Origin of the sequence: Pseudomonas fluorescens (assembly GCF_902497745.1) — a bacterium.
Lineage (GTDB): Bacteria > Pseudomonadota > Gammaproteobacteria > Pseudomonadales > Pseudomonadaceae > Aquipseudomonas > Aquipseudomonas fluorescens_BM.
The window spans coordinates 145,812-161,091 of sequence record NZ_CABVHJ010000006.1 but is presented as its reverse complement, the minus strand read 5'-3'; the positions used below and the strand labels follow the sequence as shown (position 1 = coordinate 161,091).

At 57.5% G+C, this 15,280-nt stretch carries 15 protein-coding genes; 7 read left to right on the top strand and 8 right to left on the bottom strand.

The features are described from left to right. Positions 1-171 precede the first annotated feature (171 nt). The 3 genes from F8N44_RS11470 to F8N44_RS11460 form a co-directional block, all read right to left on the bottom strand. Positions 172-1,284, bottom strand: a complete 1,113-nt coding sequence (locus tag F8N44_RS11470) for a succinylglutamate desuccinylase/aspartoacylase family protein (RefSeq protein ID WP_150650380.1) — start codon at positions 1,282-1,284, stop codon at positions 172-174. 209 nt (positions 1,285-1,493) lie between these two features. After that, positions 1,494-2,273: an ABC transporter substrate-binding protein gene (locus F8N44_RS11465; protein WP_150650379.1), complete on the bottom strand. Its 780-nt coding sequence runs from the start codon at positions 2,271-2,273 to the stop codon at positions 1,494-1,496. Between the two features lie 350 nt (positions 2,274-2,623). Further along, a complete protein-coding gene (locus tag F8N44_RS11460) occupies positions 2,624-3,052 on the bottom strand; it encodes a rhodanese-like domain-containing protein (protein WP_150650378.1) in 429 nt (142 codons plus the stop codon). A 101-nt stretch (positions 3,053-3,153) separates the two neighbouring features. Here F8N44_RS11460 and ftrA point away from each other — a divergent pair, with 101 nt between their 5' ends. The 3 genes from ftrA (at position 3,154) to F8N44_RS11445 (ending at position 5,218) form a co-directional block, all read left to right on the top strand. Next, on the top strand, positions 3,154-4,128 hold the full coding sequence (gene ftrA / locus F8N44_RS11455) for a transcriptional regulator FtrA (RefSeq protein WP_141127156.1): 975 nt from the start codon (positions 3,154-3,156) through the stop codon (positions 4,126-4,128). A 437-nt stretch (positions 4,129-4,565) separates the two neighbouring features. Further along, positions 4,566-4,946 (top strand): DUF6124 family protein, encoded by a 381-nt coding sequence (locus F8N44_RS11450; RefSeq protein WP_150650377.1) that lies wholly within the window; start codon positions 4,566-4,568, stop codon positions 4,944-4,946. A 2-nt stretch (positions 4,947-4,948) separates the two neighbouring features. After that, a complete protein-coding gene (locus F8N44_RS11445) occupies positions 4,949-5,218 on the top strand; it encodes a hypothetical protein (protein WP_150650376.1) in 270 nt (89 codons plus the stop codon). Between the two features lie 139 nt (positions 5,219-5,357). On the opposite strand, the gene F8N44_RS11440 is transcribed toward F8N44_RS11445, so the two are convergent. Beyond that, positions 5,358-5,771, bottom strand: coding sequence for a hypothetical protein (locus F8N44_RS11440; protein ID WP_150650375.1), 414 nt, complete (start codon positions 5,769-5,771; stop codon positions 5,358-5,360). A 34-nt stretch (positions 5,772-5,805) separates the two neighbouring features. Then, the gene (locus F8N44_RS11435; protein WP_150650374.1) at positions 5,806-6,144 is read right to left on the bottom strand and encodes an FKBP-type peptidyl-prolyl cis-trans isomerase; all 339 of its coding nucleotides are present in this window, start codon (positions 6,142-6,144) and stop codon (positions 5,806-5,808) included. A gap of 163 nt (positions 6,145-6,307) precedes the next feature. Here F8N44_RS11435 and F8N44_RS11430 point away from each other — a divergent pair, with 163 nt between their 5' ends. Then, positions 6,308-7,381, top strand: coding sequence for a sensor domain-containing diguanylate cyclase (locus tag F8N44_RS11430; RefSeq protein ID WP_150650373.1), 1,074 nt, complete (start codon positions 6,308-6,310; stop codon positions 7,379-7,381). A gap of 112 nt (positions 7,382-7,493) precedes the next feature. Here the strand turns inward: F8N44_RS11430 and F8N44_RS11425 are convergent, their stop codons facing one another. Both F8N44_RS11425 and F8N44_RS11420 read right to left on the bottom strand, forming a co-directional pair. Beyond that, a complete protein-coding gene (locus tag F8N44_RS11425) occupies positions 7,494-9,191 on the bottom strand; it encodes an ATP-dependent nuclease (RefSeq protein ID WP_150650372.1) in 1,698 nt (565 codons plus the stop codon). A gap of 242 nt (positions 9,192-9,433) precedes the next feature. Beyond that, positions 9,434-9,742 carry an RcnB family protein gene (locus tag F8N44_RS11420; RefSeq protein WP_007915043.1) on the bottom strand — a complete coding sequence of 103 codons (309 nt, stop codon included), beginning with the start codon at positions 9,740-9,742 and terminating at the stop codon, positions 9,434-9,436. A 469-nt stretch (positions 9,743-10,211) separates the two neighbouring features. Between F8N44_RS11420 and F8N44_RS11415 the strand changes: the two genes are divergently transcribed. Both F8N44_RS11415 and F8N44_RS11410 read left to right on the top strand, forming a co-directional pair. Then, positions 10,212-11,504, top strand: a complete 1,293-nt coding sequence (locus F8N44_RS11415) for an MFS transporter (RefSeq protein WP_095048013.1) — start codon at positions 10,212-10,214, stop codon at positions 11,502-11,504. Positions 11,505-11,515: 11 nt separating this feature from the next. Beyond that, complete coding sequence (locus F8N44_RS11410; RefSeq protein ID WP_150650371.1) at positions 11,516-12,286, top strand: substrate-binding domain-containing protein; 771 nt, start codon at positions 11,516-11,518, stop codon at positions 12,284-12,286. On the opposite strand, the gene F8N44_RS11405 is transcribed toward F8N44_RS11410, so the two are convergent. Further along, on the bottom strand, positions 12,276-13,190 hold the full coding sequence (locus F8N44_RS11405) for a LysR family transcriptional regulator (RefSeq protein ID WP_150650370.1): 915 nt from the start codon (positions 13,188-13,190) through the stop codon (positions 12,276-12,278). The two genes, F8N44_RS11410 and F8N44_RS11405, sit on opposite strands and share 11 nt — an antisense overlap. Before the next feature lie 249 nt (positions 13,191-13,439). Here F8N44_RS11405 and F8N44_RS11400 point away from each other — a divergent pair, with 249 nt between their 5' ends. Next, positions 13,440-15,248 (top strand): monovalent cation:proton antiporter-2 (CPA2) family protein, encoded by a 1,809-nt coding sequence (locus F8N44_RS11400; RefSeq protein WP_150650369.1) that lies wholly within the window; start codon positions 13,440-13,442, stop codon positions 15,246-15,248. The last annotated feature ends 32 nt before the right edge of the window (positions 15,249-15,280 follow it).

Here is a 15,280-nt window from a genome sequence, read left to right as displayed (position 1 = left end):
TTCACGGAGTGTCGGGTTCGGGGGGGAGCCTAACATCCTGCGGCGAGGATCAACATGTTGGGTGCTGCTGATGACCCCTTTCGCGAGCAAGCTCGCTCCCACATTGGAAATGCATTCCCCTGTGGGAGCGAGCTTGCTCGCGAAAGGGCCAGTGAATCCAGCGAAGATCCTTCAGTCGTTAGTCAGTTTCCCTGTACGAAACGCCACCCGCCCCGCCACTTTCGCCTGCCAGATCCCCGGCTCGGTATAGCGCCCGCGATCAAGCGCAAACAACACGCCACTGGTGCCGGCGCGCACGGTGGTCACGCGATCCTGCAACGGATCCACCACCTCAAACAGCGCATCGCCCTTCTCCACCCACTCGCCGGCATTGCGCAGAAAACTGACCACACCATGGTGTGGCGCGAACAGATATTCGGTGCCCTCGAACGGCAGACCTTCACAGCACTCGCCCGGTGCCGCCGGCCATTCGCCGCTGATAAAACCCTGCTCGGCAAGAAAGCCGAGAATCGCCTCACAATTGGCCTGAGCCTGATCGACCCGGGTGTCGCCCATACTGCCCAGTTCCAGCGTGGTCGCGAGGTTCGCCGCCGGAATTGCAGCATTGGGAAATGCCCGCGCCAGACGCAACCACGGCGTCGAGCAGGATTCATCAAACGAGCTGCCACCGGAATCTTCACACAACAGCGCCACGCCAGCCTTCAAACGTGCCGCCAGCGATTGCCATTGCGGCCAGTGCTGCGGCAGCGCGTACAAGTGAATCGCCGCGTCGAAATCACAATGCAGATCGAGGGTGATGTCGGCATCGCAGGCATGGCGCAGCAACAAACGATGCAAGGCTTCCAGTTGCGAGGCTGGGGCCGGCAGCTCATCGAACACCTGGCCCATGGTTTGGCGGATCAGTGCAACGTTGGCCTCGGCATCCGCGCCCAGACGCTCACCGATCAACGCCGCGACCGGTGCGCTGAGTTCGACGAAGGCACGGTTGAAATTCTTGCCGCTGCCCAGTTCGAAGCGGCCCATGTGCGCACCTTGCACATGTTGATCGAGGCCGATCGGGTTGGCCACCGGCACCAGCTCGATCACGCCCTGCAAACGGCCCTGCTGTTCGAGTTCATTGAGACGCTGCTTGAGCTCCCACGCAGTGCGCATGCCCGGCAGTTCATCGGCGTGCAGGCTGGCCTGGATGTACACCTTGCGGGTGCCTGCGCCGTAGCGAAACACGCTGAGCGAGCGCTCGCTGCCCAAGTGGCTCCAGGGCAGAACATGGTCGATGCGTTGCATGGGTAACTCCTGCAGTCTGGTAGATCTGGATCAATGAGATCCCTGTGGGAGCGAGCTTGCTCGCGAATGCAATTGGACAGTCAATAAAGATGTTGAATGTTAAACCGTATTCGCGAGCAAGCTCGCTCCCACAGGGATTTCCATCAGTAGAAAGAGAGCATAAAAAAAGTGGCCACCGCGCAAACGGGGCCACTTTTTTCTACGGCGTATTAATGGCCGTACACATCAAAGTCGAAGTACTTGTCCTGGACTTTCTTGTACTCGCCATTGGCGCGGATTTCGGTGATGGCTTTGTTGAACTGCTCGGCCAGCGCGGTATCGCCCTTGCGCACCGCAATGCCGGCGCCGCCGCCGAAGTACTTGGCGTCTTCGTAGGTCGGGCCAACGAATTCAAAACCTTTGCCGGCGTCGGTTTTCAGGAAACCGTCACTCAGGTTGACCGAGTCGGCCAGCATCGCGTCGATACGCCCGGAAACCATGTCGAGGTTGGCTTCCTGTTGCGAGCCGTAACGCACCAGGTCGATCCCGGCTGGCACCAACACTTCGGTGGCGTAACGGTCGTGGGTGCTGGCACGCAGCACGCCGACTTTCTTGCCCTTGAGCTCAGTCAGCGGGGCTTTGACACCGGAGCCTTCCTTCATCACGAAGCGCGCCGGGGTGTGGTAGTACTTGATGGTGAAATCGACGTTCTTTTTGCGGTCATCAGTAATGGTCATCGACGACAGGATCGCGTCAATCTTCTTCACTTTCAGCGCCGGGATCAGGCCATCGAATTCCTGCTCGACCCAGGTGCATTTGACTTTCATCTGCGCGCACAGCGCATCGCCGATATCAACGTCGAAACCGGTCAGTTTGCCGTCAGGGGTTTTCATCGAGAATGGCGGGTAACCGGCTTCGATACCGATGCGGATCGGCTTGGCGTCTTCGGCCACAGCGGTCAGGGACAACATCGACAGTGCCAGGGCACCGAACATCACTAGCTTCTTCATTTATAACTCCTGTGTGCGGAGGCTTTTATTGGCAGCTTTCGATTCAGCGTTCGGTCATGGCCAATTGGCTACAAACACCGAAGTGGCCGGCAGTCTATGGCGGCGCGCACAGGGTAAATTGTGTTTAAGCGACAAATACTTATGAAAGATCGGCGCACCGATTGACCGGGATCAACGGGTGCGCCGTCGTGGTGCAGAGGCTGTAGGACAAGAGCATTTCCAGCGCAGAAAATCGCTGATTTCCCTGTAGGATCTGCCGCAGGCTCGGGCCGCGTTCGGACGATCTTTTGATCTGGTTTTTTTACCGCAAGATCATGAGATCGCAGCCTGCGGCAGCTCCTACAAAGGGATCAGCATTCGCAGCCGATGGCGGTTTTGGCGGCTTGCTCAACGCTCAGTTGAAAGCCTTCATCCAGCCATCCAGTAACGCCGCCAATCATCTCCTTGACCGGGTAACCCAGCGCCGCCAGCTTCACCGCCGCCTTGTTCGCGCCGTTGCAGTGTGGGCCGGCGCAATAGACCACGAACAGCGTGGATTTCGGGTAGTTCGCCAGTTCCGCCGCCGTCAGCAACCGGTTCGGGATATTGATCGCCCCCGGCACATGCCCGCGCTCAAAGGCCAGCGGCCCGCGCACATCGACCAGAACAAAATCAATCTCGCCAGCCTCCTGGCTACTGAACACGTCGGAACAATCGGTTTCGAAAGTCAGACGATTGCTGAAGTGCATCAGGGCGATCGCCGACGGGGCTGCGGGGATGTCGCGAACCAGACTGACCATGGGTGTTGCTCCTTTATCTGAACGGGTGTGAACAGACTTTATCGAGCGGCCGCTTGCGGCTACAGTGGCGCACAAGACACTCACCGGGAATTTTCCGCCAAATGCCGACATCACCAGGTCTGGTCGCGATTCTGGCCTACGACGGCCTCTGCACATTCGAGTTTGGCATCGCCGTGGAGGTCTTCGGCCTGACCCGGCCGGAGTTCGATTTTCCGTGGTACACCCACGCCATTGCGGCGGTCGATAAAGGCCCGATGCGCGCCTTGGGCGGCATTCAGGTGCTGGCCGACGGCGGTCTGGAATTATTGGCCGAGGCGCGCACCATCATCATTCCCGGCTGGCGCGATCGCAACGCGGCGGTGCCTCCAGCATTGATCGACGCGCTGTGCCAGGCCCATGCCCGGGGCGCGCGATTACTGTCGATCTGCTCCGGTGTATTTGTGCTGGCGGCCACCGGCTTGCTCGACGGCCACGGCGCCACCACCCATTGGCGTTACACGGCGGAACTGGCGCAGCGCTTCCCGGCGATTGCCGTCGATGCCGATGTGCTTTACGTCGATTCCGGTCAGTTGATCACCTCGGCGGGCAGCGCGGCCGGGATCGATGCCTGCCTGCATCTGGTGGCGCGGGATTTCGGCACGCAAGTCGCCAACTCGGTGGCGCGGCGTCTGGTAATGTCGCCGCAACGCACCGGCGGTCAGGCGCAGTTCATTCCGACCCCGGTCAGCCCGACGCCGCGCAATGATCTTTCACGGGTGATGCAGTGGGCGCGCGAGCGTTTGCATGAACCGCTGGAAGTGCGTGATCTGGCCAGCGAAGCGGCGATGAGTGAGCGCACGTTTCTGCGGCGTTTTACCGAGGCTAGCGGGCAGTCGCCGAAGGCGTGGTTGCAGCATGAACGGTTGGCGCGGGCGCGGGAGTTGCTGGAGAGTACGCCGGACAATACCGAGCAGATTGCCGAGCGTTGCGGTTATCGTTCGGTGGAGAGTTTTCGTGTGGCGTTTCGTGGGGTCGTGGGTGTGCCGCCGTCGGTTTATCGGGAGCGGTTTGGGCGGGGCGTGAGGGTTGAATCCTGAAGTGATTTTGAAGGCGCCTTCGCGAGCAAGCTCGCTCCCACAGGGGTACGCATTTCAAATGTGGGAGCGAGCTTGCTCGCGAAGGCGTCCAGTCAAACGCAGCATCATTTAGACATCAGCCACAAGGCTACAGCGCCTTGCGCCTTTGCCTACAACTACGCCAGAATCCGCCGGCTTGTGCGGCTTGGGGGCTGCCGGTAACTTGGTTCGCGTCACTGAATGTTCAGTGATCGGGTTTAGTCGCTCGGTGGTTTTTTGGCAGCATACAGTCCGTTCAGTCAGGCATTCTCGCGCCTGAGCTTAATGGTAGCTGTGCGCAGGGCGCCTTCGGGTGCGCCGGGACTGCTTAGAACCACCGGTCGACTAACCTGCGCATAGCTGCCACCCATTTGTTTAGTCGCAATGAACGTGTCGGCCTCATTAAAAGGTTCTAAGAAATGTTCAAAATTACGCCGAATCCGCCCGAAACAGACGCGGAAATCGATCCAAACTCAACGTCCCCTTATTCCACACCAGGCTCCAGAAAACTCCACGAAGCCGCCGAACGCGCTCTCGATCACTACCTGAAACCCGCGCCCCCAGCGCCACCACGCAAACCCAGCACCATGTTCCTCGTCGACCCCAACACCGGCGCCGAAGACCTCATGGCCCACGCCTGCGAATCCATGGCCTCGGCCAGCGTCATGCTCAGCGACTTCGCCGCCCTGCTCGACTCGCCCTACCGCAACACCGTGCTCGGCATCCAGCAAGTGGTCATGCTCGGCGAACTCGCGGTCAACCGCGCCCTCGACAAAATCGAACCGGCCCTGAGGCAATAACCATGACCCACAAAACCGATGCACAAGTCGTCGCGGCACTGGTGGCCATGGGCTTCAACGAGCGGGACGGACGCTGGGCACAGAACGCCTGCCTGGTGCTCTTCGAAAGCGAACGCGAATCCATCGTCGCCTCCGCCGTCACCGTCCTTCCCCAACTCGATGAACTGGAAATCGACGCCGTGCTACCCGCACTGCGCCGCGTGACCCGCCGGTTCCCCTCACTGCAAAGAACCGTGGCCGACACACTGGCCGAAATGTCCCACGCAGCCTGACTGACCGCGTGATCGTTCTTCGCGAGCAGGCTCGCTCCCACAGTTGTTCGCGGTTACTCGCGGCATTCGAGTACACCGCAGTTCCAATGTGGGAGTGAGCCTGCTCGCGAAAGCGTTCTTTCTGCATCGGACGCGTGAGTCACGACGCTCGAAAATCCGCGAGGATAAAGGGTGTGTGGTCACGCAAGTAAACGTCGACATCGTCCAGCGAGTGCAACGCTTCACTGGATGACTCCACGCATTCTTCATCGTCATGGCGAATGACCGTGACGAAAAAGGTTTCTTCCTGCCGGACCAACGTCGCAGTGCGTTTGACTGGCCGCCCATCCTCCTGGGCAAAGGACATCGCACGTAACGTTTCATTTTGCAGAGCTTCAGACACGTTTGCTTTGAGAGCCTTGCGTTTGGCGAGCAGTTCTTTCGCGACTACCCAGCTGCCAACTGCAGCGGCAGCGGAAACGAACAACATATAGTTGTAGGTCGATCCCCTACGAGTCGCATGCCTCTCAACCAGCCAATCGGCAACTTGTGAAACCACCTGCCACACATCCATCGCATTTATTCCCAAGCGTAAAAAAGACCCGGTTTCAATCCTCCCGCGTCAGCACTTCCAACAACTCAATCTCAAATACCAGATTCGAATTCGGCGGGATCTTGCCCATCGTCCGCTCGCCATACCCCAGATGCGCCGGCACCAGCAATTTACGTTTGCCCCCCACCTGCATGCCCATCAAGCCCTGATCCCACCCCTTGATCACCCGCCCCGTGCCAATCACGCACTGAAAAGGTTTGCCACGGCTGTAGGAAGAATCGAACTCGCTGCCGTCTTCCAGCCATCCGGTGTATTGGGTGGTGATCAGTGCGCCTTTGACGGCGGCTTTGCCTTCACCGATCTGAAGATCGATTACCTGCAGTTCATCATTCATAACATTCACTCTATTGTTCAGCCGGCCGCCGTTTTCCCAGAAATGCCGGTGATTGGCAACCTGCCAGCGCAGATCAACGTGGTATCGGAACTGAGTATTGAAGCATTAACATAGCCAACCGCCACTACCCCACGGATCGACCCGCCATGCTGGCAGCGCCCGAATGACTCTGTTCTGGATCAGCCTTGCCGTGGCCGCGATTTTGCTCGCCGTCATCGCCGTGTTGCTTTGGCGCGAACGCGGTTTGCGCAGGCAGCTCGCGCAGTACCGGGATCTGCTGAGGCGGGCCGCCGATGGCCAACACATTCAGCAGGACGGCGACGTCGAGCGCTTCAAGCGCAGCCAGTACTTTGCGCGCATCGGTACGTGGGACTGGGAAGTCGACACGGATCGCTTGTACTGGTCGGATGCGATCTACGGCATGTTCGGGTTCAAGATCGGTGAGATCACCCCGTCCTATGCGCTGTTCTGCTCCTGTGTCCATCCGGACGATCGCACCAAGGTGCGCGAAGGCGAACTGCGCTGCCTGGAGACTGGCGAAAACCACGATGAGGAATACCGCGTGGTGTGGCCCGACGGCACGATTCGCTGGCTGCGGGAAACCGGCAACGTTGTACGCAACGACCACGACGCGGTGGTGAAAATGATGGGCGTGGTGCGCGACATCACCGAAGAAAAAGCCTCGGCCAGTTACCTGCAACACCTCGCTCACTTCGATCCGCTGACCGGCCTGCCCAATCGCCTGGTGCTGGAACAACGCTTGTCCGAAGCACTGGATCACGCGCGGCAGACCGAAACTCGCGTAGCGCTGGTATTCGTCGACCTCAACGGTTTCAAAACCATCAACGACCGCTACGGCCATGCCGCCGGCGACCGGGTGCTGATCACCATGGCCACGCGGCTGAAACGCATCCTGCGCGCCACCGATACCGCTGCGCGCATTGGCGGCGATGAGTTCGTGGTGATCCTGCAAGGCCTGGCGCCGAGCCTGAGTTTGCAGGACGAAGCCCGCAGCATCTGCCAGAAAATCTTCATCGAACTGTCGCCCCCGATCAGCATCGGCAACGACCAGCGCCACATCGGCACCAGCCTTGGGGTGGCGGTGTTTCCGGATCATGCGACGGCCATGGATCGCTTGCTGCACATTGCCGATCTGGCGATGTATGAGGCCAAGCGCAGTGGCAATAATCAGTATCGGCTGGGGGGTGGGCAGGTGATGAATCACTTACCGATATAGAGGCTGAATCCGCCAAAGAACGTTAAGCCTTATGGAAAAATGCCCCGCGCATGGTTTCGGCCACCAAGCCGAGGCAGATGATTTAGGTTTTATTAAATGCTTGAGCGACCACCTACATAAAATTCCAGCTTCGAATACGGGAACATATTTCCTTCATATTTAATTCAATCTCAGGACGAAACTCCAAATTTTTCTGAGTAAAGTACTTTACATACTCTTTAGCCTTATCAAATTTTTGAGTGTATTCAGAGGCCTCTGTCACTTTATGCCGGGTCAAGAACTCCAGTATCGACTCATGCATTCCGATATGCGCAATATTACTTAATGCATTTACCGATTGAAAGGCCTCTTTAGGAATGCAATTTTCAATTTCTCTGCACTCTGTAACCCACGAATATCCGCCCGTGGACTTAAGATCCTGCATCGCCTTTATCACTCTAGCCTTCAGTGGATCACCTGGTTGACGCCTGTCACCATCACAAATAAGGACAGCATTTTTATTAATCCGCAAAACATTTAAAGCCTCATTGACATCATGCTCAGGGAGAGACATATCCAAATGCTTCAAGAGACTCCCACCAAAGTAGGCATACTGAAAATGCACGCCTTCGCGAAGCTCTCCCTCGCTAAAAATATCAATAAACTTATTAATATAAATGCGATCTGATGGCCCTTCCACCCAGAGCAGGCCATTGGCTTGCAACAGATCGCTGGCCCTATTCCCGAGGTCGGACAACACACGATACCCGTGGGAGTTGTCGCTAACAACGAACCCGACCACTTCTCCATCTATTTTTTGAATATGATTTATCTGCGCGCTATCCGAATAACTGTACGTATCAATGGCCACACTGGAGTGAGTGGTAATAAACATATGACACTTATTACTTACCGCAAAATTCTCGAGATACTTGAATAATCTGCGTTGCAGGCTAGGATGCAAATTATTCTCTAATTCCTCAAAAGAAAATATGTACTCAGAAACCGGAAAATCTTCAAATTTTGGCCGAACCAACAAATTCAGCAGCACTAGAATAATCGTCTTTAATCCACTTCCAGATTGGGACAGCGGATACAGTTTCGCCCCATCTTCAGAAAGATAAATCTCCCAAAATTTTTCGGTCTTGTGATATTTCGTTGTAATTTCAATGAACCGAGTATCGGGACTGAACACCTCATTCAATGCACTTAAAAAGGTTTTTGTAATAAGCTCTCTATCCCGCTCAGAATGATGGGAGAGCGCATGAACTATTTGCGTCGCCCCAACCCCATTATCCGTGAAGGTAATATTTTGTTGATCGACCTCTGGAACAATATCGCGATCGGCACGTAATCTTACATGTTTCTTATCGAGAATTTTTTGAGTCGCTATATACCCTCCATCCAGCTCACTACGAAACATATTTGTTGAATATCGATCAGCCAGACCATACTGTTCATATTCCGAAACTTCACAATTGACTCCGACATAAGCGGTATCGTGTTGACGTTCCCTGTAAGTAACCACAGCCCCTCTGAGATGCTCGTGATCAACGGCTTCTGGCTCGGGCTCATCTACATAAGCTTGCTCATCAAAATCTATCCTTGCGAATACATCATCAGTGAGTGTTTCAAAAAGCTCTATTTCCTCAAACGGAGTGCCCTCCCAGCCATCGGGAGCACATAAAGAGTCCAACACTTCTAGAAAAGTCGACTTACCAACATTATTTCTACCGATCAACAAGTTGATGGGCTTGATTTGGTGGATACTGGCTCCGCGCGACTTGAAACATTTGTAGTCTTTAACGGTGAATCCGAAATTGATAGTCATGACAGTCCATGTAAACGCGACAAACCATCATTTTGCCATCACCCCATCCATTGCTGTCAACTCGATGGAGTAGCGAGTTAAATATCGTTTCACCGAAACGGGGAGTGCCTTGTTTTTGATGAGGTAGCTTGTTTTTCATGATGCTGGCATTGACCTCGATTCATTCGAAACGTCGTACGAGGTTGTATTCATACGACGCTCGATTTTGATCGCCCGTTCATGGCCAGATATTGCCGTAAAAATTAACGCTCCACCGGTTTCATCTCGACAATCGTCCCGTTGGTGATCATCACCATGACGTACTGGTCATTGATCTGTACCCACTGCGCTTGCGGCTCGGGTTGTTTCAGACCTTTCTGTTTCCAGTTGGTAATTGCCTTTTCACTGCGCTGATAAATATCCGGCGCCCGATCATTGACCTTCAATTCGCGGTCGCTGACCGGGGATTGCACGGCCTGTTCATTTGAGGTTTGCGCCGCTTGAACAAGTGGGCTGATCCCGGCAATGCCGGCGACGAGGGCCAGGCTGGCGATTAGGGTTTTGCTGTTCATCGGTGAACCTCCTGAATTGGGTAGTACCTCAACTCCGACTGCGTGGGGCGGGAAACATTCCTTTTTTACCGGGGGTGGCCGCTAGAGGTCATTGGAATTTGGGTGTCCTGGAGACAAAAGCAAAATCAAGAGCCCCTCACCCTAGCCCTCTCCCGGAGGGAGAGGGGACTGACCGAGGTGTTTGGCAGAAGTGCGCCGACGTGCGATACCGAGTCGAATGCAAGTTTCAAAACCAACCGAAATCGGCTCCCTCTCCCTCGGGAGAGGGCTGGGGTGAGGGCGAAACCATAAGCAGCCGTTACCGCAGCAATGGATTTGTACCCAAAAAAACCATTGATCCACTTTGCACATCAATCCATGCCAACAATGCAATTAACATCCAGTTACACCTGCGCCACCATCCGCCTCAATAAAAACCGTGCGCCGCCCTCCCGTCGCGCACGTCATAAAAGCGGTGGAGTACTTTTCTATGACAGCCTCAATCCCACATAACGGCTCGCGGGCCGGCGCCATTTTCCGGGTGACCTCGGGCAACTTCCTCGAACAGTTCGACTTCTTTCTGTTCGGCTTCTACGCCACGCAGATCGCGGCGGTGTTCTTTCCGGCGAGCAGTGAGTTCGCTTCCCTGATGATGACCTTTGCGGTGTTCGGCGCAGGCTTCTTGATGCGTCCGCTGGGCGCCATCGTGCTCGGTGCGTACATCGATGATGTCGGTCGGCGCAAAGGTTTGATCGTCACGCTGTCGATCATGGCCAGCGGCACGATCTTGATTGTGCTGGTGCCCGGTTATGAAAGCATCGGCCTGTTTGCACCGGCGCTGGTGTTGATCGGGCGTTTGCTGCAAGGCTTCTCGGCCGGGGCGGAATTGGGCGGTGTGTCGGTGTATCTCGCCGAGATCGCCACGCCGGGTCGCAAGGGTTTCTTCACCGCTTGGCAGTCGGCCAGTCAACAAGTGGCAATCATTGTCGCCGCCGCGTTGGGCTACGCCTTGAACGCATGGATGGCGCCGGATGTGGTGGCTGACTGGGGCTGGCGGATTCCGTTTTTCGTCGGCTGCATGATCGTGCCGTTCATCTTTTTCCTGCGTCGTAACCTGGCGGAAACCGAAGAGTTCGCCGCACGCAAACACCGCCCGAGCATGGGCGAAGTGTTCCGCACCCTTGGCCAGAACTGGGGCGTGGTCCTCGGCGGCATGTTGATGGTCGCCCTGACCACCACCGCGTTTTACCTGATCACCGTGTACGCGCCGACCTTCGGCAAAACCGTGCTGCACCTGAGCACCTCCGACGCACTGTTGGTGACCTTGCTGGTTGGTGTGTCGAACTTCTTCTGGCTGCCGATTGGCGGCCTGTTGTCCGACCGCATCGGCCGTCGTCCGGTGCTGATCGCCATGTCGCTGCTGGCCTTGGCCACGACCTATCCGGCGCTGTCGTACCTGGTGCAGGCGCCGAGCTTCAGCCACATGTTGCTGTCGCTGTTGTGGCTGTCGTTTATCTACGGCTTGTACAACGGCGCGATGATTCCGGCGCTGACCGAGATCATGCCGGTCGAAGTGCGCGTTGCCGGTTTCTCCCTCGCCTACAGCCTGGCAACGGCGATTTTCGGCGGTTTTACCCCGGCGATGTCGACCTTCCTGATCCAGTACACCGGCGACAAAGCCGCGCCGGGTTACTGGATGAGCATCGGTGCGCTGTGTGCCTTGTGCGCCACTCTTTATCTGTACCGCCGTGCCGGTGGTCGTCTGCAACCTGTCGCGGCCTGAGGAAACTTGCCATGAAAAAACTGTTTACTGTCACCGCCCTGCTCGCCGGTCTCGCGTTCAACCTCGCGGCGCAGGCCGAAGAATTGAGCGTGATGACCTCCGGGGGCTTCACTGCTGCCTATAAGATTCTCGGGCCGAAATTCGCTGCCGCCAGCGGCAACACACTGACCACCAGCCTCGGCCCGTCGATGGGCAAAGCGCCGGAGGCGATCCCCAATCGCCTCGCGCGCGGTGAGCACGCCGACGTGGTGATCATGGTCGGCTACGCCCTCGACGACTTGATCAAACAGGGCAAGGTCGACCCGGCCTCGCGCGTTGAGCTGGCCGATTCGCGGATCGGCCTGGTGGTGCGTGAAGGTGCGCCGAAACCAGATATCAGCAGCGTCGACGCCTTGAAGAAAACCTTGCTTGACGCACAATCGGTGGCTTACTCCGACAGCGCCAGCGGCGTGTACATCGAGCAGCAGTTGTTCAAGAAACTGGGCATCGAAGAGCAGCTGAAACCGAAGGCCAAGATGATCCCGAAGGTCCCGGTCGGCTCGGTGGTTGCTACCGGCGACTATCAATTGGGCTTCCAGCAGGTCAGCGAACTGCTGCCAGTGCCGGGTGTGAGTTTCGTGGCGAAGATTCCGGAATCGGTGCAATCGGTGACGCGTTTTGCCGCCGGGATTCCAGTCGGTGCGCAGCATCCAGAAGAAGCCAAAGCCCTGCTCGCCTACCTCGCCGCGCCGGCCGCGCAAGCTGACGTGCAGGCCACCGGACTGGACTCGGTCAAGCGCTGATCGTAGGCGGCTGGACCTTCATTTCCACCACCAGCCGCTCCAGTTCCAATGCCGCCGGGGTCAACGTGCGACCCCGGCGTTTGATGATGCCGACACTGCGCATCACTTGCGGGTCGGTCAGCGGCACCCGCGTCAGGATCGGATGATCCGGCCCGGGCATCGCCATCAGCGGCACCGCCGCCACGCCCAACCCCGCCTCCACCAAACCGATCATCGTCGTCACATGCCGGGTTTCGCAGATGCTCGAACGCTGCGGCACCACCGTGCTCAACGCCTGATCGAGCAGAAAGCGGTTGCCCGACGTCTTGTCCAGCGAGATGTAATCCTGCTGATAGAACTCGTCCCAGCTCACGCTGTTGCGCCCGGCCAGCGGATGATCGCGGCGACAGGCGACGACGTAGCACTCCTGCACAAGCGGTTCGAACTCGACTTTGGCATCCTGCGTGCCGAGAAAACTCAAGCCGAAATCCGCCTCGCCATTGACCACCGCACTCAACACATCGTGCGCGCTGGAGTCGAGTACTTTGACTTTGATGCGCGGGAATTGCTGGTGATAGCGCGCGATCACGCGGGGCATGAAGTAGTACGCCGCCGAAGGCACGCAAGCGACAGTGACGTGACCCAAACGGGTCGAAGCGACTTCGCTGATGCCCAGCAACGCGACATCCAGATCATCGAGCAAACGCTCAACGCTGGGCATGAAACCGCGCCCGGCCTGAGTCAGGCTGACCTTGCGCGTGGTGCGTTCGAAGAGTTTGACGCCGAGGGCGTCTTCGAGCTTCTCGATGCGCCGGCTCAACGCCGGTTGCGACAGGCGAACAGTGTCGGCGGCCTTGCGGAAACTGCCCTGCTCGACCACGGCGCGAAAGGCTTGCAGGTCATTGAGGTCGAAGTTGATGGCCATGGTGAGACTCGGGAGATTGATTCGCAGAGGTTATGAATGTAACCAATTGATGCAAATTATTACAGGTTAAAACCAAGATCCCTGTGGGAGCGAGCCTGCTCGCGAATGCGTTCTGTCAGTGACAACTATGCTGGCTGACACTCCGCATTCGCGAGCAGGCTCGCTCCCACAGGGATCTTCGGTGGATGAAAAGTCGCTGTAGCCCTTATCCTTGTCACCCCCGCCGTACCGTTGTCAGGAGTACCCCCCATGCCCCATGAAGGCAATCTGTTGCAAGCCGCTGTCGTCTTTCTGTTCGCGGCCGTGCTCACCGTGCCTTTGGCCAAACGTCTGCAACTGGGCGCCGTGCTCGGTTATCTGTTTGCCGGCGTGATTATCGGCCCGTCGGTTTTGGGCCTGATCGGCAATCCACAAAGCGTCGCGCATATTTCCGAACTGGGCGTGGTGTTGCTGCTGTTCATCATTGGCCTTGAGCTGTCGCCGCGACGCTTGTGGGTGATGCGCAAATCAGTGTTCGGCGTCGGTCTGGCGCAGGTGCTGCTGACGGCTTCGGTGATCGGCGTGCTGGCGTTGTCGGTATTTGGCCAACCGCTGAACAGTGCAATTGTGCTTGGCCTTGGTCTGGCGCTGTCCTCTACGGCATTCGGCCTGCAAAGTCTGGCCGAGCGCAAAGAATTGACCAGCCCCCATGGACGTTTGGCATTTGCGATTCTGCTGTTCCAGGACATCGCCGCGATCCCGTTGATCGCGCTGGTGCCGATGCTTGCCGGTGGTGCTCAGGACACCAGCAATGCCGAGGGCCTGAATCACGCCTTGCAAGTACTCGGCGGTATCGCCGTGGTCGTGGTCGGTGGGCGCTATCTGCTGCGTCCGGTGTTCCGCGTGGTGGCGAAAACCGGTTTGCCGGAAGTGTCGACGGCCACAGCGTTGCTGGTGGTGATCGGCACCGCGTGGTTGATGGATCTGGTCGGTGTGTCGATGGCGCTGGGCGCGTTTCTAGCCGGCCTGCTGTTGGCGGATTCGGAATATCGCCATGAACTGGAAGCGCAGATCGAGCCGTTCAAAGGTTTGCTGCTCGGGCTGTTTTTCATCAGCGTGGGCATGGGCGCCAACCTCGGTTTGCTGCTCAGTGCGCCGATCACCGTGTTGGGGCTGACGCTGCTGTTGATCGGGCTGAAATTGCCGCTGCTGTTTGTCGTCGGACGCCTGGCCGGTGGCTTGAACAAGGTCAGTGCAATACGCCTCGGTATCGTGTTGGCGGCGGGTGGTGAATTTGCCTTTGTGGTGTTCAAGATCGGTCGTGATCAGGGCCTGTTCGAACCGCGCTTGTATGACTTGCTGGTGCTGACCATCACCCTGTCGATGGCGGTGACGCCGTTGTTGCTGTTGCTCTGCGCGCGGCTGGTCAGCCCGAAAGTGCAGCCGGTGGAAGTGCCGGAAAAATACCGTGAGATCGACACTGACACCCCGCGTGTGGTGATTGCTGGCATGGGCCGGATGGGCCAGATTGTGGCGCGGATTCTGCGAGCGCAGAACATCAAATTCGTCGCGCTGGACACCTCGGTGGAAACCATCGAACTGTCGCGCAGTTTTGGTGGTGTGCCGGTGTTCTACGGCGACCCGATGCGCCCGGAAATCCTCAATGCGGCCAAGGTTGGCGAGGCGGAATATTTCGTGATTGCCACGGATGATCCGGAGACCAACATCAAGACCGCCGAGGTGGTGCGCAAGCTGTATCCGCACATGAAGATCATCGCCCGGGCGCGTAACCGTCAGCATGTGCACCGTTTGGTCGATGTCGGCGCGGAGGCGATTCGTGAGACGTATTACTCAAGTCTGGAGATGAGCCGGCGCACCTTGGTGGGACTTGGTTTGACCCAGGCCCAGGCCGATGCGCGGATCAAGCGCTTCAAGCATCACGACGAACAGGTGCTGGAGGCGCAACACGCGATCTACGACGATGCGGCCAAAGTCCTGCAAACCGCCCAGGAAGCCCGGGCGGAACTGGCGCGGTTGTTCGAGTCGGACCAGCTCGAAGAAGAATCACGCAACACCTGAGCCACATACAAAACCCCATGTGGGAGCGAGCC